The sequence below is a fragment of the Corticimicrobacter populi genome (genome assembly GCF_003123725.1).
Lineage (GTDB): Bacteria > Pseudomonadota > Gammaproteobacteria > Burkholderiales > Burkholderiaceae_B > Corticimicrobacter > Corticimicrobacter populi.
The window spans coordinates 322,080-345,442 of record NZ_QETA01000002.1; the positions used below are offsets into that span (position 1 = coordinate 322,080).

The following is a 23,363-nucleotide window of genomic DNA, read 5'->3' on the forward strand; positions in this document are numbered from 1 at the left end:
AGAAGGACCATAAGATGGCTTTACGCTACGACGCCCTGCAAGACTACTGCGATGATCCAGCGCGCACAGGTGACGTGCAAGTCATTCTGTATGCGCACTACTGGAAGGGCTTTGCCTTGGCCGTGCAGGATGGCACCACAGAGCACCCCGTCATGGACGATAAAGGCCGGCCGTATTGGTTCAGGACAGTAGAAATGGCAATGGCGGAACTGGCGAACATCGCGTACCTGTCAGACCGCATCATCATTGACCGTCGCATGTGGTGGCCGTAGTCGCGAAGCTACTTTGCATTAACAGTAAGTACAATCAACTTCGGTTGTACCTTTAACCAACACGAACGTTGCACCGCCCCAAGGACGCCTACGCGTACCGGGTGCCGACCCGAAAAGAAGGGTTCCGACCGCCGAGAGCAGATCGGCCGCTTAGTCGCCCCAAGAACGCATAGCCGTACTGGGCGCGGTCCCTGAACAGACCGACAGACCGGACAGCACGGTCCTACGTTCGCCCTCAACCTCTCAGGAGTGGCGAACATGAAGAAATTATCAGCCTCTTGCATTCTGGCCGTCGGCATTGCCGCGTCGTCGGCCGCCTTCGCACAAATCCCCGTGACGGATGGCGCTTCCATCGCCAAGAGCGTGGAAAACCAGATCGAAACGATGGCGAAGTGGAAGATGCAGTATGACCAGATGGTCAGCCAAATCGACCAGATGAAGCAGCAATACGCTGCGGTCACTGGCGCGCGCGGCATGGGTGAACTGTTCAACAACCCGCAACTGCGGGACTACCTGCCGCAAGACTGGCAAGGCGTCTATGACAGCGTGAAATCAGGCGGCTATGCCGGCCTGAGCGGGCGCGCTGAATCCATCTACGACAACAACAAGGTGTATGACGCCTGCGCAGGCTTTGTCTCGAACGAGCAGCGCACGAACTGCGAAGCGCAGGCCGTCAAAGGCGCGCAAGACAAAGCCTTTGCGCTCGATGCCTACGACGCGGCGAAAAACCGCCTCAGCCAAATCGACCAGTTGATGCGGCAGATCAATCAGACACAGGACCCGAAAGCCATTGCGGAACTGCAAGGCCGTATCGCGGCCGAGCAAGCCATGATTCAGAACGAGCAGACCAAGCTACAGATGTACCAGATGGTCGCGGCAGCGGAAGACCGATTGCAGGAACAGCGCCAGCGTGAAATCAACGCGAAGGTGCTGGCGAATCGCGAATACACGAAGCATCAGCCTTTCAATCTGCTGGATAAATAAGAGGAGACACGCCCATGATTTCCTATATTCACATCCCTGTTTTGGCAATTTGCTTTTTCACACTGATGTTCATGCGCCGGTGGTGGCAATGCATAGACCGCCTTGGTTTCACGCGCGAGGTCGGCCGCCGCGCGCCTTCGCTTGTTCAAGGTGACATTCTGGCCGCAGCCTTCGCCATCCTCCCCTTCGTGATCGCGACGCTAGATTGGTCAGGGGTTGTCCTGCCCGGCCAGTCTAGTCCGACGCCATCATGGGTGGCCGCCTTTATTTCACTGTCCAGCCTCGGCGGCTGCTTGTTCGTACTGCGCAACTCTAGCGGGCGAATCGCAGGCAATTGGGCTGGCACGAGTGAAAGCGCACTGCGCACAGTTGCGGCGCTACGCATCATCGGCGCGGCCGAGCTGGCTCATGCACTCGGCGTATTGCAGCAGCACGAGAGCCGATACACCGGCGGCCGAACCATCGAAACCAACGCACAGGAGATGCGGAAATGAAAAAGCTCGTTCTCACCCTTTTCGTCGCAGCAACACTCGCGGGCTGCGACCAGACCGAGCCGGTCCAAACCGTGGATTGGTACAAAGCACACGATGCAGAGCGCACTGCGATGGTTTCAAAGTGCCGAAACAACCCCGGAGAGTCGGACGCATCACCGAACTGCATCAACGCTATCACCGCACAGAACCATTTGACGGTCGAGAAGCGCGGATACACAAAGCATGAGCCAATCAATGTGCTCGAAGGGGGCAAATAGTGGCTATTGAATCCAACATCTTTGAGTGGATGGGCGAGAGCATCGACATGACGCTGAACACGTTTGTTCAGGTGACCTCGGGCAATATCATTTCCATGTTCACCGACATCTTCATCTACGGGGGCACGCTGACGTTCGTGATGATGGGCTTCGCTATTATCTTCGGATACGTCGAAGCGCCGGCGTCAAATTTCATGAAGACGTGCGGGAAGTTCATCGTCATAGGCGGCTTGGCAATGAGCGCCCCGACTTACCTGTCATGGGTTGTCGAAGCATTGCGTGGCTTGGAAACGGGCGTCGCAGACGCCTTCTCGGCTTCGGGAAGTAGCACATCCGCCAACTCGGTTTATCAGGTGCTCGACAAGGCCGTCTCCGACGGCTTCAAAATCGGTGGCGATATGCTCGACAAAATGGGCAAGCGGCGCTGGTACGAGATTGGCATGGTGTTCTGGGATCTGCTGAACTCTCTCATCATCTACGCCGCCACGCTCATCATCGCGATTCCTGCCGGGGCAATGGTGATCGTTGCCAAGATCATGCTTACCCTGATGCTTGGTATCGGCCCGTTCTTCATCGCTATGCTGATGTTCCCGGTGACTGCCAAGTGGTTCGATAGCTGGTTCGGCCAAGTGATGACCTACATCATGCAAATTGCCTTGGTGACGACGGTGCTCGGCATGGGTATGAAGTTCTTCAGCGCGCTAACGGCCAAGGTGCTCGCTGTCACTACCGACTACCCAATTGCCACAATGCTGGAAATCCTGATCGTCACCGGCGTTACGCTGTTCTTGCTGCAACGGGCCTATGAAGCTGCATCGCACTTGGCTGGCGGCGTGTCATCAGCAGGCATCACATTGAGGCAAGTCAGCCAGGCGGCCGCATCCCCGGTTACTCAAGTTTTGAACCGCCAAACGACTCGCCGCGATATGCAAAGCGGCATGATGGTCACCGGGGGCCGGCTTAATCATCTTGCCGCAGGTAACACGATGTGGAACCCCGCGTATCGGCAGCACGTCATGCAGAACATGGGCAAGAATTGGGGTCCGGCTACTGGCGGCTCGATCAACGGTAAGTGACGCGCCCCGTAGCGCTCACATCGGCCTCGCCATCGGCGGGGCCATTTCATTTATCACCGCGAATATCTCCGCGCTTCGCTTGGGCAACCTCTTCGGTTGCATCCCGCGTCCGTTCTTGCCGGACTGGCTGCGGGGGCAGGCACAGCGGCTTTGCCTTGTCCCTACCCCTTGCCGACAGGCTGCATGGCCTCCAGATGCGTCAAGGGTGAAGGCTGCGCCCGGCATCCTCACCCGTTCCCTACGCTTGGCTCCGGGCTGCGGCCTCCGGTCCCGCCCTTGACACCTCTTCCAGCCAGAATCACTACACGCATGCCAAATTACGCCATAGACAGCGCGGATGACGGGTCAAGGGGTTGGTGCGGCCCGCAGCCCTACGGGCGAGGACACGGCCCCTTGACGCGGCAGGAGTGCCCACACGCTGCGCCCGGGGGAGGTGTTCAGGGCCATCGGCCCGTAACCCCTGCCCCCGAGGTCCCGCCGGCGAGGGTGGAGAGTCCAGAGAGGCAAAGCCTCTTTGGGAAGTGCCCTCACGGATGGCAGCCAATCTCGCCGTCAATCGGGAAAACCTATTGATAGGCACAAAAACAAGACAATTTCTGCGTGAAACCTTTTTGCCTGTTTCCTCGACAAATCACCAAAAAAATCCCACACCTTGTAAAATAGCGTTACCTAAAGCACGGGAGACAACCATGGCTGAGATGGGTTCGCACGAAACGGAACTAACTAAAACGACATCCGGTGCCGAGCACGACCGACGTATAGCGGCCGTCAATTACGCATGCGCATCAGTCGGCTTGGAGGGGTTCTCGCTCAGTGCAGCAGATGAAGAACATGCTCAACGGTTCATCAACGGGGACATTGACCTCGAAGAATTTGTGCAACCCCCTAGGGCCTTGGCGAGCCCAAAAGCTTAGTCATGACGAAGAAAATATAGGTGGTTGAAGCTAGTGCAGGATAGGCTGTCGCCGGGATTTGCATTACATGCGAACTTCTTGTTTAGAGGTGGTGGGAATTCTAGTAAAGGCGCTGATTCAGATTCCTCTGCTGTCAGCCAAGAGCGGAAGTTCGGCATATCGAATGGAATGTATGTTATGTGGGACCAGGATAATGGTAACGTGCCCGAGTTTGCTCACTTCGTACTGTAGATTTAACCGATGCATAAGCCGCCGCAGGACCGGCGCCGGTAGACCTGTGTCTAATGCAGGTTCCGGATTAAATACATAATGCTACGCGCGGAGACGTCGTCCGCTTTGGAGATCGCTTGCTGCCAGTTACAGGTCGTAGGTATCGGGACAGGCATGGAATGCGTGATGACACTTGTATGAACAGGAGGAAAGTAATTCTGTGAAGGCGTACTCAAACCTCCCGGAGCGGCTCCTTGCGTGTCTCTATGACTCTAAAGACGCGCACGGCGGCACAGCCCTTTATTGCGCCGGCTTCGAGCTTCAAGAGTGGCGCTGCGATGCATTTGCGACCCACATCATGGAGTGGATCGCTGACTACGCCCTCGCTGAAGAAGAACTGAACGTCAGCCACGCCAATATGTATGTGCGGCTTCAGCAAGCTGCTGTCCGGATCTACACCAGCGACAATTACAAGAAGCGCGGTGAGGTCGGAGAATTAGCCCTCCATGCCATTTGCCGCGATTTCTTCGGCACCGTTCCCTTTGCCCCCCGTGTGCACTACCTCACTGCGTCCAATGACGTAGTGAAATCGTTCGACATGGTGCATGTCAGATATTTAGACGGCGACGCATTCGAGCTTTGGCTGGGAGAGGCCAAGTTCTACAAGAACTCAGATGAAGCCATTGCGTCAGCCATAGAGTCCGTCAACGCACACATCGACGCTGGATTCCTAAAGAGCGAAAAACTCCTTCTCGGTCCGCAGATTTCAAGAAACATTCCACAGTACGAGGAAATTCGGGCGCTGTTCTCGCAGAACGCGTCTATCGACAAGCTTTTCGAGACAGCCGTTTTCCCGGTCTGCATTGCGGCCGACAGCCCCGCGGTTGCAGGTCACAAGTCTCATGATGCCCAGTACGTTGTCACTGCCCGGCAAGAGCTTGAAAAACTCAACACGAAGTTGAAGGCGTCAGGCCTCCTGGAGAAGATCAGAGTAATGCTGATCTACGTCCCTCTCGGCTCCAAGGAGGCTCTGGCAGCAGCATTCGACAAGCGCCTCAAGGGATTGCAGGCATGAACATCTCACAGGACGAATGGCAACAGTTGCGTAGTCTGTCAGATACGGAACTGAAAAGGCGAGTGTTTCGAATTCTTCAGACAGCCGCTGCCAGCATTCAAGAACAAGGCACGGAAGATCCGCGTTTGCTGGAAGTCGTGCCGCGCTTAGCAGAGCTATTTGCTTCAAAACCCGAGCTAAAAGACCTTCGTGAGGCCCTGAGTTCCTTAGCGCGCGCCACAGGGCTATGGAACTACATCGACAAAGATGTCGCAGCAACGGCGGATCTGTTGGTCGCTGAGACTGTCACGGTGCCGGAGCTGGATGGTGTGACATTGCATCGTGAACAAGTGGCAGCCCTGAACGACCTGCTGGCTGGCCGAAACCTCATTCTCAGTGCTCCAACCAGCTTCGGAAAGAGCTTGCTGATTGATGCCCTGCTTGCCTCGGGAAAGTACTCTAGGGTTGCGATTGTCTTGCCGACAATCGCACTCCTTGACGAGTTCCGCCGCAGGCTGAAGAGACGCTTTGTCGAACGCTTCGAGCTCATTATGCACCCCGGTGACAAGCCAACAGAGGGGAGTGCGACGATTTTCCTTGGCACTCAAGAACGGCTGATCAATCGTACCGACTTAGGCAAGCTCGACCTGACCGTTGTGGACGAGTTCTACAAGCTCGATCCGAACAGGAGGGATGAAAGAAGCATCACACTCAATGCAGCGGTTTCGAAACTACTGAACAGGTCAAACCAGTTCTTCTTCCTTGGGCCGAACATTGACGACGTGAGGTTTTCGGGGGAAGGGCGTTGGAAGTTCGAGTTCCTCAGGACTCGCTTTTCTACGGTTGCGGTCGACACATATGACTTGGGCGGCGTTGCCGAAAAGGAAGCGCGGCTCTTCGACGAGATTGCGGAGGATCGTCACTGGCCTGCCTTGGTGTTCGTATCTGCACCAGACAAAGCAAACCGCCTGGCCAGCCGGGCTGCAGAACAAATGGCGATTTCGGACGGAAGCGCAGACTTTGCGCAATGGCTGTCGGACAACGTTGGTTCTGGCTGGTCCCTCGTCCAAACAGTCCGGTTCGGATTCGGCGTACATCACGGGAGACTGCCTCGGGCGATTGCTTCACAGATGGTCCGCATGTTCAACCAGAAAGATCTGCCCGTTCTTTTCTGCACCTCGACACTTATTGAGGGGGTGAACACCGCTGCAAAAACGGTGCTGATCTTTGACAAGAGCATCAACAGATCGGACTACGACTTCTTTACCTATTCCAACATAAAAGGGCGCGCGGGTCGTCTCGGGGAGCATCATGTCGGACAGGTATACCTGTTCAACGAGCCGCCGCAGCACGAGCTCACCGCAGTAGCCCCGACTCTGTTCGGCGACCAAGATGAAGCGCCTGACGACTATGTGGTTCAGCTAGATGAGCAGGAAACCACAAAGGGGACATACACGCGCGTAGCGAGCCTGAAAATAGCGCTTGGCTTGGATGCCGCTGGATTGAGATTGGCAGCGGCTGTCGGCCTCGAAGCTGCCTTGGCATTGAAGCAGGCAGTCCCCAAGGCTTTGGGTCGGAGAGCCGCTCTTGTTTGGTCCGGCGTACCGAAGTACGGCGAAATTTTTGCCGTTGTCGAAGTGATCTGCTCGGTTCGTCGTGCCACCGAATTCGGTGCGTTCACGCCATCGCAGCTAACCTTCTTGATTAATGCTCTTCGCCTCGCGCCTTCGATGCGCCACTTCCTGATCACCTACGACGGTAAATACGAGGGCAAGCCTGAGGCTCATGACAACGTCTTCAAGTTTCTGAGGGCTTGCGAATATGGTCTGCCGCAGTACTTCGCAGTCGTCGAAATGTTTGTGAAACAGCATGCCCAGGGCGCCGATTACAGCCTGTTTATTCAGTCAATCAGCCGTTGGTTCAAGCCAGAAGAACTCAAGAATCTTGATGAGGAAGGAGTTCCCATCCAGATCTCGGAGCGCTTCCACAAAGGGGAAGACAAAGATGGGTTGGCGAACAAGCTCCTGCGGCTTGCCCGAGAAGGTTCGCAACACCTCACAGCGTTCGAACGGAAGTGGATTCTTGCGGCTTTGGAATGATGGTAAAAATGGAAGTGCGCCCGCATCCGAGGCCCGTTCAGCGTTCGGAATGGCATGTGTGCTTCTTACGCATCACCCTAAACTTCTGCCTGAGGCGATCAGGCTCACCCATCAGACCGACTGACCGCCACCAGTCTGCATCCGACATTGAAATCAAATAGCCGAACTTCCGCTTTGGGTCGAGCGCAGTCATCGGAGAGGACATCCCAACTGCACCGAAATTTCGGTACAGTACAGGTACAGTGTCCAGTTTTCACCAATTCAGGTGGAATACGCTAACCTACTGATTTGAAACTAGTTTTACCTATTTCAACCTACGCTAGAATTCGCCCCATTTTCCTGTAGAGACACTGTAAATCACCGACTCAAAATCCCCCGCCGCAAAGCGGGCTAGTTCTGGGCAATGGATACTCTCCTGCTGTACCGTGATGACGCTGTCAGAAGTCAGTGGCCTGATAAACCCGCTGACCTGCGAAGTATGTTTCTAGCACCTGCGTCTGACCCAGTGACGTTACATCTACTTCCAGCACGTCGCGGTCCACGATGATGAAGTCGGCCTGTTTGCCTGGGGTCAAGGTGCCGATGCTATCTGCTAGGCCGATGGCTTGCGCTGCGTGGCGAGTATAGGCCAGCAGCATGCTGGTTCTGTCCATGCGCTCGGCAGGATTCAGGCCGCCATCCGGACCTTGGCGTGTCATGGCGTTATGCATGGCCTCCCAGGGATTGGCGGTTGAGATGGGCCAGTCGCTTGCACCCGCAATCAGGACACCATTTTCCTGCAATGATCGCGCTGGATACTGGTCCTGGAATTGCGTGTGACTCAGGTAGGGTTTGACCAGATCCAGCAGGTAGTTGTCGATTTCTGCCCAATGCAATTGCATGACGGCAAGCACGCCCAGCGATGCAAAGCGCGGGTAGTCTTTGGCGTCGACCAATTGCAGATGGGTAATGGAATGCGGCAGACCGCTGTTGCGCTGTTTGCGTGCGAACTCGAAGGCATCCAGGGATTCGCGCACGGCGCGATCGCCTAGAGCATGGATATGGACCAGCCAACCACGTGCGTCAGCAGCATCCACGAGTGCTTGTAAGTGTGGACGGGTCAACAGCATGTTGCCGTGCTTGCCAGAGTTGCCATATTCGCCCAGCAGGGCGGCGCTTTGTGCTGGGTATTCCAGCACGCCATCGGTAAAAATTTTGATGCCGGGCAGGGTCAGGTTGAGCGTATCCTGGAATTGCTTGCGTACGGTGTCCAGGCGTTCCAGGTCTGCTGCATCGCTTTGCGGACTGGCAACCAGCAATGCTGCAACGTGCGCGGTCATCTCTCCGACCCTAGCCAATTCACGATAAGCCGGCAATATGCCAACACCGGTGCTGCCGGGCATGCGCGAGAACAAGGCCTCTCCCGGTCCTGCATTGGCGGCAGGGTCCATCCATGCGGTGATGCCATAACGGTTGTTGGCACGCACGGCATAACGCGCAGCCTCTAGCAATACAGCGTTGTCGGGCCTGGGGAGTTGCAGAGTGACCTTGTCCACCCCGGCGTCCACCAGAATGCCGTCAGGTTCGCCGTTGGCATCTGCGCCCACGGTATGGTGTGTTGCGGGTGTCAGGCTGCGTACATAGGCCGCGTTAATGCCAGCTTTGTTGCGCATGGCACGATTGGCCCAGGCAGTGTGTAGATCGGATCCCATCAGTAGCAAGGGCTTGTGTGTCCACGTGCCCGTGTCGAAGACGGTTGACAGTGCCTGAGGGTTGCGCCAAGTGCCTGGATTGACGCCGAAGATCACTAGGGGTAGCGCTACATCGCCGCCCGCTGCTTCGCCCCAGGCTTGCACGCGCAACTGCACCTCGGCAATGTCAAGCTCCTCGTCTTGCAAGTTGGGGGACAAGGCGGCCAGCCCGCCGATAACCGCATGAGTGTGCGCATCGATTAGCCCAGGCAGCACACGCTTGCCTTGAAGGTCCACGACTTGTGTCTGTGGCCCTTTCTGGGTCAGAACATCGTCTTGCGCACCCACAGCCAGAATACGACCATCCTGAATGGAAAATGCCTCTGCAGATGGTTGATCGGCATCGGCTGTAAATACCTGAGCATTTATGAAAATGACGTCTGGCGTGGCCTGTGCAGTCCCCATCATTCCGGCCAGCATACCTGCTATCAAGGTGCATCGTGCCGCTACTGTGTGCATGCGTTTGTTCATTCCCTTGCTCCCAAATGTATTTTTATTGCATCGCGTATTTTTATTGCATCGCGCTATCGTAGCCATAACTACTGCATGGGTTCACATCACATAGGCGAGCATAAAGGGAGTGTCCGCTTACACGTATCTATTGATCCTGCATTTGATTTATAGATAACGTTCAATATGCCGAAATCCCAGTGGAAGCACCGTAAATCACCAATTCAAAATCCTCCACGGATAGGCATACCGATTCAATCCCAACCCCGGTACTCCCTACTCAGCTCCCACCCCCAAAACCACCTCCCGCACCCACCGATGTACCACATCCCCCGACCTGCGTTCATGCCAGGCCTGCTGGTACTGAAATTCAGGCAGTTCAATCGGTGGCGTAAACAGCCTCAAATCAGAATGCAGGCGTGATGCATCGACAGCCCGCTGCGCAATGGTCAGCACCAGATCTGTACCCACGATGGCCTCTACCGCAGCGCCCCAGTGAGGCAAGACCAGTCCCAGGTGTCGCCGTCGGCCAATCGCCGCAAGTGCCTGCTCGATTTCATCGTTCGCATCTGGCCGTAGCGACACCATCACATGCGGTCGTGCCAGCCATTCATCCAGAGTCAAGACGCCACTTTCCGGCAATACGTGCTTGTCTGCCACGCAAACAAACCTGTCGCAGAAAAGGGTTTGCTGTGTGATGGCGGCGGGCGCGTTCGGGAAGATACCCAGCGCCAGATCCAGTTCTCCATCCATCAATTGAGCCAGCATGGCCTCCCGGCTGGCTTGGCTGATGATGAGGGCGATCCCCGGTGCATATTGTCGGACATGTTGCGTCAACCGGGGCAGTACGGCCCTGGTCGCGTAGTCCGACAGGGCCAGCCGAAAGCGGCGCTCGGCCTTGGCGGGGTCGAAATCGGGTGCGGCCATGAGTGCGTTCAGGCTCGACAGGGCTTCGCTCAGTGGTGTGACCAGGGCTTCGGCGCGTGTCGTCAGTTCGAATTTTCCGCCCTTGCGTACCAGAAGTGGGTCATCAAAATGCGATCGCAACTGTGCCAGCGAATGGCTCACGGCCGGCTGGCTTCTGTGCAGGCGCAGTGCAGCCCGGCTGACGTGTTTTTCCATGAGAATGGCATGCAGCGTCAGCAGAAGGTTCAGGTCAATCCGTCTGAGTTCATCCATGATGCGAATAATTCATGTGCATATAAACGATTTCCATAAATCTATCACATGACTCAGCATGTTCCTGTCGGCAATCAAGCAGGCCAGAACGGAGCAAATCCATGTTGAACAGAATCGAATACCTGGCCCCTTTGGCCATGGCGCTACTGGCGGGTGCGGTACTGCCTTTTCAGGCAACAGCCAATGCCACCGTGGGGCGTTTGATGGGCAGTCCGCTGTGGGGGGCGTTGATCTCGCTGTGCGTCAGCCTGTTGGTCATTTTGCCTACGATGGCCGTCTTTCGCGTACCTGCACCCAATCTTGGCAGTGTCGTGCAGGGGCCGTGGTGGCTATGGGTCGGCGGCGTCATCGGTGCCCTGTATGTTGCGGTGGCTGCCTCGGTTATTCCCCGGCTCGGCGCAGGCGGGTTCCTGGTCTGCGTGGTGGCGGGCCAGATGGTCGCGGCGGTACTGGTGGATCACTTCGGGCTGATGGGGCTGGCGACAAGGCCTTTGACCGTGCCGCGTATTGCGGGTGTCGTGCTGATGCTTGTGGGGGTGTTTCTGATCCAGGGGCTGGATCGTCGGGCAGCGCTGCCTCTATCCGGAGAAGGGGCTGATGCGGTAGCCGCGCAGCGAGCGCAAGCCCAGCATCGGCCTGTTGCTCGCTGAAAACGTGTGGCGGCTTGGAGCGGCAACCGATATGTGATGCTGCCCCAATGACGCAGGCCATCCGTTTCAGTCGTGGTGTTGCCCATGATCTGCAGCGAGCCCCTGCCCAACTGGGCTTCGGCACCCAGCCCGAAGATCATCCAGTTCTGCTTCTGGCTCCATCAATCGTTATATACTAAAGGTATGCTGCTATTAGTACATAACGATTGCAGTGCAGATGCCCGACAACCGGTGTTCGGACGGTGCTGCAGTGTTACGCCGATATCAAAGGCATCCTGGCCCGTTCCCGGGTTTTTCGATGCTGAACAGGAGTTCATCATGCATGTATTGATTGTCGTGGCGCATCCTTCGCCCGATTCGCTGACGCACGCTATTGCGGCGCAGGTGGCCCGGGGGATTGCCACCGCGGGGCCGCAACATTCCGTCGAGATCGCCGATCTTGCCGCCGAAGGCTTCGACCCTCGATATAGCGATGCCGATCTGGCGGCATTCCGCCAGCCGGGTCAGGTGTCGGTCGATGTCGCGGCCGAACAGGCGCGGGTGGATCGGGCCGATGCGCTGGTGCTGGTCTATCCCATCTACTGGTGGTCGTTTCCCGCACTGCTCAAGGGCTGGATAGACCGGGTATTTACCGAAGGATGGGCTTATGATGACGGCCCCAGGGGATTGCTGGGCCGGTTGCGGGTGCATTCGGTCGCTATCGGCGCAGCCGATATGCGCACGTATGCCCGGCATGGATATTTCGGTGCCATGCGTACGCAGATCGACCATGGAATTTTTGGCTACTGCGGCGCGCAAGTGCAGTCATCCGAGCTATTCTCCCTGGCGGAAGCTGGCTTTCCGCAGGCGCATTTCGAGGAGGCGCAGGCGCTGGGCCGCCGTATTGTCCAAAAGGAGTGAACGAACATGCCGGATCAGATGCCCGAGTCCGAGGTCCCGGAACATGCGCCGGTGCGCAAGCGGATGTCACGGGCCGATCGCCTGAGGCAATTGCTGGACGTGGCGCTGGAGATCATCCGTACCGAAGGCACGGATGCGCTGACGCTGGGGCACCTGGCCGAGGCGGCGGGCATCACCAAGCCGACCGTCTACGATCATTTCGGAACGCGGCAAGGCCTGCTCGCGGCACTCTACCGCGACTATGACATCCGGCATGACACGCTTTTCGAGACGGCACTTGCCGACGGCCAGCAGAACCTGGAAGACCTGATCCGCACCATCGCCTGTGGCTATATCACATGCGTGCTGACCGAAGGACGGGAGATTCCAGGCGTGCTGGCTGCGCTTGAAGGGTCGCCGGAGCTGGCTGTCATGAAGCGGCAGTGTCAGCTGCGATTTCTTGACCGGTGCCGCGAGACTTTTGCCCCATTCGTGGGTCCGCAGGGACTGGCGGCGGCCAGCCTGTGGGCGATGCTGGGTGCCGCCGATGCTCTGGCCTGTGCGGCTGTGACGGGTGACATCAATGAGGCGCAGGCCTGCGCCGAACTATATGACACGATGCTGTCCATGATCCGGCGCAGTCAGCCACAAGTGGATTGAAGCGGCCCATGCAAAGCAGAAAAAACGCCACCCTGATCGGCCTGACCGCCGTCCTGCTGTGGAGCGCCATCGTTGGCCTGATCCGCAGTGTCAGCGAAAGCCTGGGCGCGACGGGTGGGGCTGCCATGATTTATACCGTGGCATCGGTGTTTCTGGTGCTGACTGTCGGTTTTTCCAGGGTGCGGACATTTCCCCGGCGCTATCTGTTCTGGGGCAGCGTGTTGTTTACGTCGTACGAGCTGTGCCTGGCGCTGTCCATCGGCTACGCCAATACCGGCAGGCAGGCCATCGAGGTCGGGATGGTGAATTATCTCTGGCCGGCGTTGACCATGGTTTGTGCGATCGTGTTCAACGGGCAGCGCTCGAACTGGCTGATCGTGCCCGGATTCCTGCTGGCCATTGCCGGTATCTGCTGGGTGCTGGGGGGTGACCAGGGGCTGGATTTTGCCGTCATGCTGGAGAATGTCCGGGACAACCCGCTGAGCTATGGCCTGGCCCTGACGGGCGCGATTATCTGGGCTGTCTATTGCACGGTGACCGCACGCATTGCCGAGGGCAAGAACGGTGTCACGCTGTTTTTCATGCTGACGGCGGCGGCACTGTGGATCAAGTACCTGGCCATGGGGGCCGAACCGATGGTGTTCAGCAGCTCGGCTATTGTCTACCTGTTGCTGGCGGCGGCAGCCATGGGGTTTGGCTATGCCGCGTGGAATGTGGGTATCCTGCATGGCAATGTCACGGTGCTGGCCGGGGCGTCGTATTTCATTCCGGTCCTGTCTGCTGCGCTGGCGGCACTGGTGCTACGCACGCCACTGTCGTTGTCTTTCTGGCAGGGCGCGGCGATGGTCTGCCTGGGGTCGGTGCTGTGCTGGCTGGCGACGCGCAGGCGTTAGGAGCCTGTGCCAGCGATGCGCTGATCTCGTGATCAGCAAGCCAGGAGGAAGGTATGAGATCGATTTCATGGTTATCTTCGTGTAATATCGCGTAATAGGGTGTTAGCCGCATTCTGCGGCGGGACAGGTTCATGCGCTGGTCGGGCCGCCACGCGGAGCGAAGTGCGACCATGTCCCATCCTTCTTCACGGCAGGCACTGCCGCGCGCGCAGCAATTGGCCGAGCGAGCCTTTTCCACGCTGGAGCGTTTTCTTCATATCGAGGCGGTCAGCGGCATTGTGCTGCTGGCGGCGGCGGCTATTGCCCTGATCTGGGCCAATTCCGCCTGGGCTGACAGCTACCATGCCCTGTGGCATGCGCAGTTGACCATCGGGGTCGGGGAATATATTTTTTCCCAGACCCTGCATTTCTGGATCAACGATGCATTGATGACCATCTTCTTTCTGGTGGTCGGCATGGAGATCCGGCGTGAAATCCATGAAGGTGCCTTGAGCGACTTTCGTCAGGCCGCGCTGCCCATCGTGGCGGCCCTGGGTGGTGTGGTGGTGCCGGCGCTGTTCTACCTGGCGCTCAACAGTGATCCTGCCCGCCAAGGTGGCTGGGCAGTGCCGACGGCGACCGACATTGCCTTTGCGGTCGGGGTACTGGCGTTGCTGGGGCGTTCGATACCCGGCAATGTGCGGGTGTTCCTGCTGGCACTGGCGATCATCGACGACATCATGGCTGTACTGATCATTGCGTTTTTCTACACGGGGGGCCTGGACTACACGGGCTTTCTGATTGCCGGCGTGGGTCTCCTGATGGTGCTGGGTTTGCAGCGGATCGGTATCGGTTCGGCCTATGCATATGTCATTCCGGGGGCTGTGGTCTGGATTGGATTGCTGGTCACGGGCGCGCATCCCACACTGGCCGGTGTGGTGCTGGGGTTGATGGCACCGGTGGTGCCGGTGTTGATGCGTGAACGTCCACAGGACATGATCCAGCGCGTGGCTCGTGATCTACTGTGGCTCGATGGCGGGGCCAGCAAGAGCGTGTCGAATATTGCGCACCCGTTGCACGAGCTGCGCCGTGCCCAGCGCGAAATGCTGCCGCCAGTGTCTCGCGTGCAGATAGCGCTGCATCCCTGGGTGGCTTATGGGGTGATGCCGCTGTTTGCCCTGGCCAATGCGGGTGTCAGCCTGGATGGTATCGATCTGTCGGCCGAGGGCCCACAGTGGGTCATGGCTGGCGTGGCGCTGGCCCTGGTGTTGGGCAAGCCGGTAGGTGTGATCGGGGTCAGTTGGCTGGTGGTCAGGCTGGGCTGGTGCCGTTTACCGCCGGGTGTGACCTGGCAGGGTATTGGCCTGATCGGCATGTTGGCTGGTATCGGTTTTACGATGTCGATTTTCATTGCCATGCTGGCCTTTGTGGATGAGCAGATGCTGGGGGCGGCCAAGCTGGGTGTGCTGCTGGGCTCCCTGGTCGCAGTGGTGCTGGGCCTGTTGATCGGGAGGCTCTACGCACGCAGCTTGCGCACGCGCTGAATGCATCCGTACTCGCCTGCTTTGGTACGAGTTCGAAAAGGAGATGACACTTGTCTCCCATCATTGACAGTCGTCTGGCTGTTATGTAACTTTGCATTTCAGATTTATGTATTCATTACACGTTGGCTCATGAGCTGTAAGTCGTCAACGCGTGTTCTCCCGCGTGTGCCGCCACTGAGCGTGCGGTTCCGTCGGCCTCGTTCCATCCAACCGGATTCCGGTTGTTCACCTAAATTTGCCCAAATCCTGGGGGCATCATGATAGATACTGTCGTTGCTGCGCTGCTGCCGATAGTCGTGACGTTGAGCCTTGGCTATTTCGCGGGCTGGCACCATGACTTCAATGCCAGTCAGGGGGGCGTGCTCAATCGCATGGTCATGCTCTATGCGCTGCCGCTGACCCTGTTCGCCGGCATGATGGGGATTGAGCGTGCCCAGTTGCTGGCGCAGGGGCCCATGGCGGCTTTGCTGGCGATCTGCATGACGGCCAGCTATGCGCTGGTCTTCGTGCTGGCACACAAGGTGTTCGGGCGGGATATCAAGACGGCGGCCTTGCTGGCGCTGGCTGTTTCCGGCCCGGCGGCCCCTTTTGTCGGTATGCCTGTACTGGGCGAACTGTATGGCGGCATCAGTGCGGTGCCGGTGGCACTGTGCGGCCTGGTCATGAATCTGGTGCAGGTGCCGGCCACGCTGTTCGTTCTCTCCCGGGATGCCAACGAGGATGAAAACGAACCCCAGGATACGCCGGTCGACATGTTCAATAAGACGCTGCGCGAGCCGATTGTCTGGGCTCCCGTGCTGGCTTTTGTGCTGTTGATCCTGGATGTGCGCCTGCCGGGCCAGATCCGGACGTCCCTGCAGTTGCTGGGCAGTGCGACCGGCGGCGTGGCGCTGTTTGCCTCGGGCGTGATTCTGTTTTCCTATCGGATTTCCCTGAGCCGCACGGTGGCGTGGGCGGTGGTCGTCCGCAATGTCGTGATACCGGCTGCGGCGCTGGCCATCGGGCTGTGGATGGGGATGGACACGGATGCCCTGCGCATGTCGGTCATCACATTGGCGATTCCGACGGCATCCATGTGCGTGATCCTTGCCGTGCAGTACCACGTGGCCGAGAAGGAAATGGCATCCATCCTGGGTGTGAGCACGCTGTTGTCCGTGGTGACAATGGCGGCTTTTCTGCTGGCACCGGCCTGATCTTCCGATTGGGGCATATGCATCTGACGGACGCTGCGGGGCAGCTGTTGCGGCGGGCTGCGCCTGCGTACAATGCGCAGGTACGATTTTCAGGAGCAGGGCATCATGAGCAAGGCACAGCGCTTGACGCGCACGCACCCCGACCAGCTGCTGGTCGGTCTGGTTTCGGTTTCGGATCGGGCTTCGGCAGGGGTGTATGTCGATGAAGGCATTCCTTCGCTGCAGTCGTGGCTGGCGCAGGCGCTGACGGTCGCACCGCAGTGTGTGTCCAGGCTGGTGCCCGATGAACCTGCACGGATCTCGGCGGCGCTGGTCGAACTGGTCGATGAGCTGGGCTGCGACCTGGTGCTGACTACCGGCGGCACAGGCCCGGCACGTCGCGATGTGACGCCCGAGGCCACGTTGGCCGTGGCGACGCGGGAGATGCCCGGTTTTGGCGAGCAGATGCGGCAGATCAGCCTGCGTTTCGTGCCGACGGCGATCCTGTCGCGCCAGGTGGGTGTGCTGCGCGAAACCGATGACCATGCTGCGCTGATCCTCAACCTTCCGGGCCAGCCCAAGGCGATCCGTGAAACACTGGAAGGCCTGCGTGACGAGCAGGGCGCAGTGGTCGTGCCGGGGGTGTTTGCCGCCGTGCCTTATTGCATTGACCTGATTGGCGGGCCGTATGCCGAAACCCGGCCCGAGGTCGTGGCGGCGTTTCGTCCCAAGTCGGCCCGGAGGGCGTCATGACCCGGCGCGTCTTGCTGTTGCAAGCCGGTGATGCACCAGCACCAGTGCAGACGGCCGCTGGTGGCAATGTGCCGGACTGGTTTCGCCGGGCGCTGGGGACGCAAGGCGCGCAGGTCGATGTGCTGCGCGTGTTCGAGGGTGAAACGGTGCCGCAGGACTGGAAAAACCGTTATGCCGTGGGCGTGATCAGCGGTTCCTGGGCGATGGTGACCGACCGCGCGCCCTGGAGCGAAGCCGTGGCCGGCTGGATCCGCGAAGCCGTTGCCAGTGATTTTCCCTTGCTGGGGGTGTGCTACGGACACCAGTTGATGGCCCACGCCCTGGGCGGCGAGGTGGCCGATCACCCCGAGGGCATCGAGATCGGGACGCGCACGGTCAGCCTGCTGCCCGGCGCATCGGCCGATCCCATGCTGTCACACCTGCCGGCGAGCTTCCCGGCGCAACTGACGCATTACCAGAGCGTGCGGCGCATGCCGGCCGGTGCCGTGCGGCTGGCGGAGTCGGATCATGATGCACACCAGATCATTCGTTATGGCGAACGGGCCATGTCCAGTCAGTTTCACCCGGAAATGACGGTGGTCGAATTGGGTGCGATCATCGGTGTGCGCCGTGAGGCCTTGCAGGGGCAGGGCCTGGACGTCGCCGGGCTGGAGAATGCGCTGCAGGATACACCCCAGGCGCGCTCGTTGCTGACGCAGTTCGTGGGGCGCTACCTGGAAGGGTGATCCCTACCAGGTCTTTTGCGTCGGTGCTGCCTCGATGCCTTGAGGGGATGCTGGCGGCATATCGACTGCTGCGGCATCAAGGGGACGCCCCAGTTTCAGGTCAAGTTCGCGCAGCATATCCAGCAGGCTCAACAGAATGCGTTCCTGGATTTCCAGGAAGACGTCGTACTCCGAAGTCAGGACATTGGCCCGGACCCAGAGTTCGATGTGGCCGTCCCGTGTGCCGATGATGCGCACGGTCGGCCAGCCTTTGTCCTGTTCGAGCAGCGGTTCGGCAAGCAACAGGGCGCGCAGGCGCTCCAGCAGTAGCCGGACAGCATCGGGCTGGCTGTCTCCGCGCAGGAAAATGTGCTGATCCATGTAGCACTGCGAGCGCATCGAGTAGTTGACGATGTGCATCCTGGCAAGGTCGGCATTGGGGACGGTACAGAGCGTGCCATTGCGGGCTCGCAGGCGGCTCGAGCGCGGCCCGATGCGTTCCACCTTGGCAGTCTGGTCGCCGAATTTGATGCTTTCGCCTACCCGGAAAGGGCGGTCGGCGAACAGGGACAGGCCGCCGAAGAGGTTCTCGATGGTGGATTGCGAGGCCAGTGCCAGCGCAAAGCCCCCCACGCCCAGGCCGGCCACCAGCCCCAACGCCGGAATGCCGATCTCGTTGGCTCCGTTGATGAGGATGATGCAGACGGTGCCAAGCGACGCGATGCGGGCGATCAGCCGCAGCAAGTGTGCGTCGTAGCTGTTCTCCGGAATGCGCGGCGAGCTGATGATGGCATCCACGATGAAGTAGATGAACCGCCATGCTGCCCAGGCCCAGGTCAGGTATGACACCACGGACACGAAAATGCTTTCCGAGGTGGCGAACAGGCCGGCCGGGTTGATCTGGACAACGATGAACCATTCGCTGAAAGAAAACAGCGCGAGGATGACCAGGGGAATGGTCAGTTGCCACCAGCGGCGTCCTGCCAGCGATGCGCGTCGGGACAGGCGTACGGCTGTCACGGCCCAGAGTGCGGCGATCAGCAGCGCGCTCAGGATGACGATGACGACAGCCAGGATTTTCCAGAGCGGGGCGTCGAAATAATAGGTGCCGGTCAGACTCTCCGGCAGGCTCAGGACCAGTGCATCCGGAATCAGCGGCCCGGTGGCATTGATCTGCGTTCGGTGCATGAGCGGATAGATGCGCGGATTCAGGACGGGCTGGTCGACAATGCTGAAGTAATACTCGCGCAGATGCTGGATGCTTTCCGGCGTGAAGCGGTATTCGCCGGCATAGGGGCCGTCGCTGACGCGGGCGATCTGAATATCCGTACCGGGAACGGTCCAGCGGCTGGGCAGTTTCTGTTCGTCGAGGGTGCCGTCTTCGGCGGGGCCGGGGATACTGGCTGGATCCAGAGGCGGCAGGCGGGCCAGGATGTCGTACAGATAGCCGGTGGCCGCATTGCCGATTTTGGCGCGCGTGGCAGGCGGCAGGTTTTCCAGGTCCATCACGTTGCGGATGCGCTGCAAATCACGACGCAGTTGCGGTACCTGGGCGTTGCTCTTGTCAGCCACGTAGGCCGCATAATCGTGTTCCAGCCGCTGCACCGCTGCCAGGAAGGACTGGTAGGTGTCGCGGGGACTCGTGCGGTTGATGGGTTCCAGCGGCCGTGTGGCTTCTGCGGCCTGTGCCACGGATATCACGGAACACAGCCCCATCAGGAGCAGCAGAAGAAATTTGCGCAAGATCTGTCCTCTGTGTGATGGTGGAGCCGAATCGTTGCGGGAAGCGCAGGCGCGTTAACCTGGCCTGGGCTGGCCCGCATCAGGGGCAAATCCTGCGTGCCAGGCACGCAAGATGGTAACGCGTGTGGGCGGCGACGGTCGGGCGAGGCCCGGGGTCAGAAGCCCAGCACCTTAGGCATGTCGAACAGGCCGTTCTGATGGGCCTGCAGGAAACGGGCGGCGCGCAGGCTGCCTTGCACGTAGCCGGCCCGGCTGCCCGAGCGGTGGCTGATTTCGATGCGCTCGCCGGTACCGCAGAAGAAGACGGTATGGTCGCCGATGATGTCACCGCCGCGCACGACCGAGAACCCGATGGTGTCCTGCTCGCGCGGGCCGGTCAGGCCATGACGGGTCCAGGTGGCCACGTCTTCGAGTTTTTCGCCACGTGCAGCGGCGATGACTTCGCCCATCTTGATGGCCGTGCCGGAAGGTGCATCGACCTTGTGCTTGTGGTGTGCCTCGAAGACTTCGATATCGTAGCCATCGTCCAGCAGCTTCGCGGCTGTTTCGAGCAGCTTGAGCGTGACGTTGACGCCGATGCTCATGTTGGGGGCGAAGACGATCCCGGTCCGTTCGGAGGCGGCCTGGATGGCCTGCTTGCCGGCTTCGTCAAAACCCGTGGTGCCGATCACCATGCGCACGCCATGTGCGGCACAGACCGGCAGGTGGGCCAGGGTGGCTTCGGGGCGGGTGAAATCGATCAGGCAGTCGGCGTTGGCCAGTGCCGACAGGTCGTCGGTCATCAGCACCCCGCTGTTCTGGCCCAGGAAAGCACCGGCATCCTGGCCCAGCGCCGGGCTGCCGCTGCGGTCGAGCGCCACGGCCAGGGTCAGTTCGGGATCGGCCAGAACGGCCTCGATCAGCATGCGGCCCATGCGGCCGCTGGCGCCAGCAATGGCGATACGCATAGCAGAATCCTTGTGTTTACTGGTTCTCTGCGGCCTCTTCGGCTGCTTTTTCCAGTTTTTCGTCTTCCTTGGCCTGCTGGAAGGGTTCCAGTTCAGGTTGAGGATCGCCGGCCCAGCGCACCAGCACGTCGTTTTCGAACCAGACGGTGAAAATGCGGTGCTGTGCTTCGCCGTAGCCCGGCTGATAATAGTACGGATATTCCCAGCGGTCTGCGTGCAGCGCGCTGGTCAGCGTGGAGCTGCCCAGTGCAAAGCGAACCTGCGCACGCGTCATGCCGGTACGCAGCAGATCGACCTGTTCCTTGGTGATCCAGTTGCCTTGCTGGACGCCGGCCCGGTAGGGGAAACCCCATTTGCCAGATGAGCAACCGGTCAGTGCCAGGCAGCCGATCAGCAGTCCCGCTGCCAGGGGACGGAAGGAAACGCGGGCGAAAAAGTGATTCATGGGAGCAGACGCTCGACTTAAAGTGCGTGGGAAAAACATATCAGGCGCAAACATAGCATAAAAGGGATGCTGCTCGCAGGTGAATTGGGGGTAGGGGGGGCAATGATTGCGTATTCAAGCCGCCGGGAGGCCTGCCTGGTGAACGGGAGAATTTGAGGCTGGCCTGTGTTGCCGCCATGGAGCGGGAAACAAGGTGGGCGCTGTCTGAACCCCGGCAACGCCGGGGTGAGTTCGCCCACCGCCCGCTTCATGGCGGCAACACAGGGCAGTCCCTGCGCAAAGCGCAGGGACCCAGCCACATTATCCCGTTCACCAGGCAGGCCTCCCGGCTGGATGGCAGCGAGGGTTGTCCCTCCTTGCCCCGGAAGAGGAGGAAAAACCACCAGCATGAGCGCCCGTCAGGGCCGTGTGGGGTGTGCCGTCCGAAAGCGCCGTGGCAGGCAGGGATGGTCGGGAGTTTTCGGTGGGCACTGTCTGAGCCCCGGCATGGCCGGGGCGAGTTTTGCCCGCCGCCCGGCCATCCCTGCCTGCCACGGGAAGTCTGGCCGAGGGCCGGACCGCTTGAGCGGCATACCCCACACGGCCCTGACGGGCGCGTCATAAGAAAGAGGAACCCCCTTTCCCTAAAATACGCGCGTCAGCATTTCCTGGGCGTGTTGGCGGGTGGTGGCGGTGATGTCGATACCGCCCAGCATGCGGGCGATTTCTTCGACGCGGGCGGGGGCGTCGAGCGGGGTGATGGTGGAGCGGACGGTGCCACTGCGGCGGGCCTTGCCGACCAGGTAATGGGCGTGGCCGCAGGCGGCGACCTGTGGCAGGTGCGTGACGCACAGGACCTGGTGGCGGCTGCCCAGTTCGCGCAGCAGGCGGCCCACGACTTCGGCGACGGCACCGCCGATGCCGCTGTCGACTTCGTCGAAAATCAGCGTGGGGACCTGTGCGGCCCGACTGGCGATGACGGACAGTGCCAGCGAGATACGGGCCAGCTCGCCGCCCGAGGCGACCTTGTGCAGGGGGCGCGTGGTGCTGCCCTGATTGGCGGCGATTTGGAACACCGTGCTTTCCAGGCCATGCGGGCCGGGCTTGGCGGGTTCGAGAGCCACCTCGAAGCGGCTGCCGGACATGGCCAACGTCTGCATGGCACGGGTGACCTGCTTGCCGAGATCGTCGGCGGCCTTGCGGCGTGCCACAGACAGGGCCTGTGCCAAGCTGTCGTAGCTGTCGTGCGCGGATTGCGCTTGGGTACGCAGGGCCTCGATGTCCTGGGCCTGACCCAGATCATCAAGGCGGCCTTGCAGTTCTTCCAGCAATTTGGGCAGGTCGTCCGGTTCGACGCGGTATTTGCGGGCCAGGTCGAAGATGCGGCCCATCCTGGCCTCGGCCTCGGCCAGTCGGCCCGGGTCGAGTTCCAGACGGTCCTGGTAGCCGTTGAGGTCGGAGACCGACTCGGCCACGGCAATGCGGGCTGACTCCAGGGTTTCGCGGATGGGTTCGAGGCGGGCGTCGTGGCGGACCAGATGGCCGATGCGCTGCACGATGCTGGCCAACTGGCTGTGGATGGCCATGTCGTCCTGGTCGAGCGCGGCCAGGGCGTGGGTAATGCCTTCGATCAGCGTCTGGGCATGCGCCAGGCGCTGCTGTTCGGTTTGCAGTGCCGCCCACTCATCGGGTTGCAGCGCCAGGGCGTCGAGCTCGTCGATCTGCCACTGCAGTTGTTCTTGCTCCTGGGCCAGTGCGCCGGCGTCGCGTTCGAGCGTGTCGAGCCGGGCCTGCAGTGCCTGCCAGTGCTGCCAGGCCTGTTGCACGGCCAGTACCTGCGGTTGCAATTGGCCGTGGGCGTCGAGCATGTCGCGCTGGGCGTCGGTGCGCAGCAGGCGCTGGTGGGCATGCTGGCCGTGGATGTCGATCAGCAGGTCGCTCAGCTCGCGCAGTTGGCTGGCCGTGGCCGGTGTGCCGTTGATGAAGGCGCGGCTGCGCCCCTGGCGGTCGATTGTGCGACGCAGCAGCAGTGTGGGCTCGCGCTCATGGCCCTGGGCATCAAGCCAGTCATGGGCGCTGTCGGGTGTGTCGAATTCGGCACTGATGTCGGCGCGCTCGGCACCTTCGCGGATGCTGCCGGCATCGGCCCGTTCGCCCAGCGCAAGCGCCAGCGCGTCGATCAGGATGGACTTGCCTGCGCCTGTTTCGCCCGAGAAAACGGTAAAGCCTGCATCGAACTCGAGGTCGGTCTGTTCGACGATGACAAAATCACGGACATGCAGCGCGCGCAGCATAG

At 59.9% G+C, this 23,363-nt stretch carries 22 protein-coding genes; 16 read left to right on the forward strand and 6 right to left on the reverse strand.

The window, feature by feature from the left end:
• Positions 1-14: 14 nt before the first annotated feature.
• The 8 genes from DD235_RS06775 to DD235_RS06810 all read left to right on the forward strand — a co-directional run bounded on the left by DD235_RS06775 (position 15) and on the right by DD235_RS06810 (position 7,360).
• Positions 15-272 (forward strand): hypothetical protein, encoded by a 258-nt coding sequence (locus tag DD235_RS06775; protein WP_239990065.1) that lies wholly within the window; start codon positions 15-17, stop codon positions 270-272.
• A gap of 258 nt (positions 273-530) precedes the next feature.
• Positions 531-1,256: a P-type DNA transfer protein VirB5 gene (gene virB5 / locus DD235_RS06780; RefSeq protein WP_109061300.1), complete on the forward strand. Its 726-nt coding sequence runs from the start codon at positions 531-533 to the stop codon at positions 1,254-1,256.
• 14 nt (positions 1,257-1,270) lie between these two features.
• Positions 1,271-1,750: a hypothetical protein gene (locus DD235_RS06785; RefSeq protein WP_109061301.1), complete on the forward strand. Its 480-nt coding sequence runs from the start codon at positions 1,271-1,273 to the stop codon at positions 1,748-1,750.
• Positions 1,747-2,007, forward strand: coding sequence for an EexN family lipoprotein (locus DD235_RS06790; protein ID WP_109061302.1), 261 nt, complete (start codon positions 1,747-1,749; stop codon positions 2,005-2,007). The genes DD235_RS06785 and DD235_RS06790 overlap by 4 nt, the downstream gene beginning before the upstream one ends.
• On the forward strand, positions 2,007-3,083 hold the full coding sequence (locus DD235_RS06795) for a TrbL/VirB6 family protein (protein ID WP_239990066.1): 1,077 nt from the start codon (positions 2,007-2,009) through the stop codon (positions 3,081-3,083). Before DD235_RS06790 ends, DD235_RS06795 begins: the two co-directional genes overlap by 1 nt.
• Before the next feature lie 698 nt (positions 3,084-3,781).
• Entirely contained in the window at positions 3,782-3,997 is a 216-nt protein-coding gene (locus tag DD235_RS06800; RefSeq protein WP_239990086.1) for an antitoxin VbhA family protein, read from the forward strand.
• Positions 3,998-4,427: 430 nt separating this feature from the next.
• On the forward strand, positions 4,428-5,282 hold the full coding sequence (locus tag DD235_RS06805; protein WP_146193451.1) for a HamA C-terminal domain-containing protein: 855 nt from the start codon (positions 4,428-4,430) through the stop codon (positions 5,280-5,282).
• Positions 5,279-7,360: a DEAD/DEAH box helicase gene (locus tag DD235_RS06810; protein WP_094771177.1), complete on the forward strand. Its 2,082-nt coding sequence runs from the start codon at positions 5,279-5,281 to the stop codon at positions 7,358-7,360. Before DD235_RS06805 ends, DD235_RS06810 begins: the two co-directional genes overlap by 4 nt.
• A gap of 437 nt (positions 7,361-7,797) precedes the next feature.
• On the opposite strand, the gene DD235_RS06815 is transcribed toward DD235_RS06810, so the two are convergent.
• Positions 7,798-9,510, reverse strand: a complete 1,713-nt coding sequence (locus tag DD235_RS06815; protein WP_109061304.1) for an amidohydrolase — start codon at positions 9,508-9,510, stop codon at positions 7,798-7,800.
• Positions 9,511-9,816: 306 nt separating this feature from the next.
• The gene (locus tag DD235_RS06820) at positions 9,817-10,719 is read right to left on the reverse strand and encodes a LysR family transcriptional regulator (protein ID WP_109061305.1); all 903 of its coding nucleotides are present in this window, start codon (positions 10,717-10,719) and stop codon (positions 9,817-9,819) included.
• A gap of 101 nt (positions 10,720-10,820) precedes the next feature.
• Between DD235_RS06820 and DD235_RS06825 the strand changes: the two genes are divergently transcribed.
• The 8 genes from DD235_RS06825 (at position 10,821) to DD235_RS06860 (ending at position 17,974) form a co-directional block, all read left to right on the forward strand.
• Complete coding sequence (locus tag DD235_RS06825; RefSeq protein ID WP_109061306.1) at positions 10,821-11,369, forward strand: DMT family transporter; 549 nt, start codon at positions 10,821-10,823, stop codon at positions 11,367-11,369.
• A 318-nt stretch (positions 11,370-11,687) separates the two neighbouring features.
• The gene (locus DD235_RS06830) at positions 11,688-12,269 is read left to right on the forward strand and encodes an NAD(P)H-dependent oxidoreductase (RefSeq protein ID WP_109061307.1); all 582 of its coding nucleotides are present in this window, start codon (positions 11,688-11,690) and stop codon (positions 12,267-12,269) included.
• A 6-nt stretch (positions 12,270-12,275) separates the two neighbouring features.
• Positions 12,276-12,908 (forward strand): TetR/AcrR family transcriptional regulator, encoded by a 633-nt coding sequence (locus DD235_RS06835; protein WP_109061308.1) that lies wholly within the window; start codon positions 12,276-12,278, stop codon positions 12,906-12,908.
• A gap of 8 nt (positions 12,909-12,916) precedes the next feature.
• Positions 12,917-13,801 carry an aromatic amino acid DMT transporter YddG gene (gene yddG, locus DD235_RS06840; RefSeq protein WP_109061309.1) on the forward strand — a complete coding sequence of 295 codons (885 nt, stop codon included), beginning with the start codon at positions 12,917-12,919 and terminating at the stop codon, positions 13,799-13,801.
• A 170-nt stretch (positions 13,802-13,971) separates the two neighbouring features.
• Positions 13,972-15,324, forward strand: a complete 1,353-nt coding sequence (nhaA, locus tag DD235_RS06845) for a Na+/H+ antiporter NhaA (RefSeq protein ID WP_109061310.1) — start codon at positions 13,972-13,974, stop codon at positions 15,322-15,324.
• Between the two features lie 257 nt (positions 15,325-15,581).
• Entirely contained in the window at positions 15,582-16,517 is a 936-nt protein-coding gene (locus DD235_RS06850) for an AEC family transporter (RefSeq protein WP_109061311.1), read from the forward strand.
• 105 nt (positions 16,518-16,622) lie between these two features.
• Positions 16,623-17,249: a molybdopterin adenylyltransferase gene (gene mog, locus DD235_RS06855; RefSeq protein ID WP_109061312.1), complete on the forward strand. Its 627-nt coding sequence runs from the start codon at positions 16,623-16,625 to the stop codon at positions 17,247-17,249.
• Positions 17,246-17,974, forward strand: a complete 729-nt coding sequence (locus tag DD235_RS06860; RefSeq protein WP_109061313.1) for a glutamine amidotransferase — start codon at positions 17,246-17,248, stop codon at positions 17,972-17,974. The genes mog and DD235_RS06860 overlap by 4 nt, the downstream gene beginning before the upstream one ends.
• A 3-nt stretch (positions 17,975-17,977) precedes the next feature.
• Here DD235_RS06860 and DD235_RS06865 read toward each other — a convergent pair whose 3' ends face one another.
• From DD235_RS06865 to recN, 4 genes are all read right to left on the reverse strand, one after another.
• On the reverse strand, positions 17,978-19,696 hold the full coding sequence (locus DD235_RS06865) for a mechanosensitive ion channel family protein (RefSeq protein WP_109061314.1): 1,719 nt from the start codon (positions 19,694-19,696) through the stop codon (positions 17,978-17,980).
• A 155-nt stretch (positions 19,697-19,851) separates the two neighbouring features.
• Positions 19,852-20,643, reverse strand: a complete 792-nt coding sequence (dapB, locus tag DD235_RS06870; RefSeq protein ID WP_109061315.1) for a 4-hydroxy-tetrahydrodipicolinate reductase — start codon at positions 20,641-20,643, stop codon at positions 19,852-19,854.
• 16 nt (positions 20,644-20,659) lie between these two features.
• Positions 20,660-21,088, reverse strand: a complete 429-nt coding sequence (locus DD235_RS06875) for an outer membrane protein assembly factor BamE (RefSeq protein WP_109061316.1) — start codon at positions 21,086-21,088, stop codon at positions 20,660-20,662.
• 623 nt (positions 21,089-21,711) lie between these two features.
• Positions 21,712-23,361 carry a DNA repair protein RecN gene (gene recN, locus DD235_RS06880; RefSeq protein ID WP_109061317.1) on the reverse strand — a complete coding sequence of 550 codons (1,650 nt, stop codon included), beginning with the start codon at positions 23,359-23,361 and terminating at the stop codon, positions 21,712-21,714.
• Positions 23,362-23,363: the final 2 nt, after the last annotated feature.

Coding starts and splice junctions, on each gene's coding strand:
- DD235_RS06850 (WP_109061311.1), top strand. CDS start 15,582: ATGATAGATACTGTCGTTGCTGCGCTGCTGCCGATAGTCGTGACGTTG.
- DD235_RS06830 (WP_109061307.1), top strand. CDS start 11,688: ATGCATGTATTGATTGTCGTGGCGCATCCTTCGCCCGATTCGCTGACG.
- DD235_RS06820 (WP_109061305.1), bottom strand. CDS start 10,719: ATGGATGAACTCAGACGGATTGACCTGAACCTTCTGCTGACGCTGCAT.
- nhaA (WP_109061310.1), top strand. CDS start 13,972: ATGTCCCATCCTTCTTCACGGCAGGCACTGCCGCGCGCGCAGCAATTG.
- DD235_RS06775 (WP_239990065.1), top strand. CDS start 15: ATGGCTTTACGCTACGACGCCCTGCAAGACTACTGCGATGATCCAGCG.
- DD235_RS06800 (WP_239990086.1), top strand. CDS start 3,782: ATGGGTTCGCACGAAACGGAACTAACTAAAACGACATCCGGTGCCGAG.
- virB5 (WP_109061300.1), top strand. CDS start 531: ATGAAGAAATTATCAGCCTCTTGCATTCTGGCCGTCGGCATTGCCGCG.
- DD235_RS06790 (WP_109061302.1), top strand. CDS start 1,747: ATGAAAAAGCTCGTTCTCACCCTTTTCGTCGCAGCAACACTCGCGGGC.
- DD235_RS06835 (WP_109061308.1), top strand. CDS start 12,276: ATGCCGGATCAGATGCCCGAGTCCGAGGTCCCGGAACATGCGCCGGTG.
- DD235_RS06860 (WP_109061313.1), top strand. CDS start 17,246: ATGACCCGGCGCGTCTTGCTGTTGCAAGCCGGTGATGCACCAGCACCA.
- DD235_RS06785 (WP_109061301.1), top strand. CDS start 1,271: ATGATTTCCTATATTCACATCCCTGTTTTGGCAATTTGCTTTTTCACA.
- DD235_RS06810 (WP_094771177.1), top strand. CDS start 5,279: ATGAACATCTCACAGGACGAATGGCAACAGTTGCGTAGTCTGTCAGAT.
- recN (WP_109061317.1), bottom strand. CDS start 23,361: ATGCTGCGCGCGCTGCATGTCCGTGATTTTGTCATCGTCGAACAGACC.
- DD235_RS06875 (WP_109061316.1), bottom strand. CDS start 21,088: ATGAATCACTTTTTCGCCCGCGTTTCCTTCCGTCCCCTGGCAGCGGGA.
- yddG (WP_109061309.1), top strand. CDS start 12,917: ATGCAAAGCAGAAAAAACGCCACCCTGATCGGCCTGACCGCCGTCCTG.
- DD235_RS06815 (WP_109061304.1), bottom strand. CDS start 9,510: ATGCTGGCCGGAATGATGGGGACTGCACAGGCCACGCCAGACGTCATT.
- dapB (WP_109061315.1), bottom strand. CDS start 20,643: ATGCGTATCGCCATTGCTGGCGCCAGCGGCCGCATGGGCCGCATGCTG.
- DD235_RS06825 (WP_109061306.1), top strand. CDS start 10,821: ATGTTGAACAGAATCGAATACCTGGCCCCTTTGGCCATGGCGCTACTG.
- mog (WP_109061312.1), top strand. CDS start 16,623: ATGAGCAAGGCACAGCGCTTGACGCGCACGCACCCCGACCAGCTGCTG.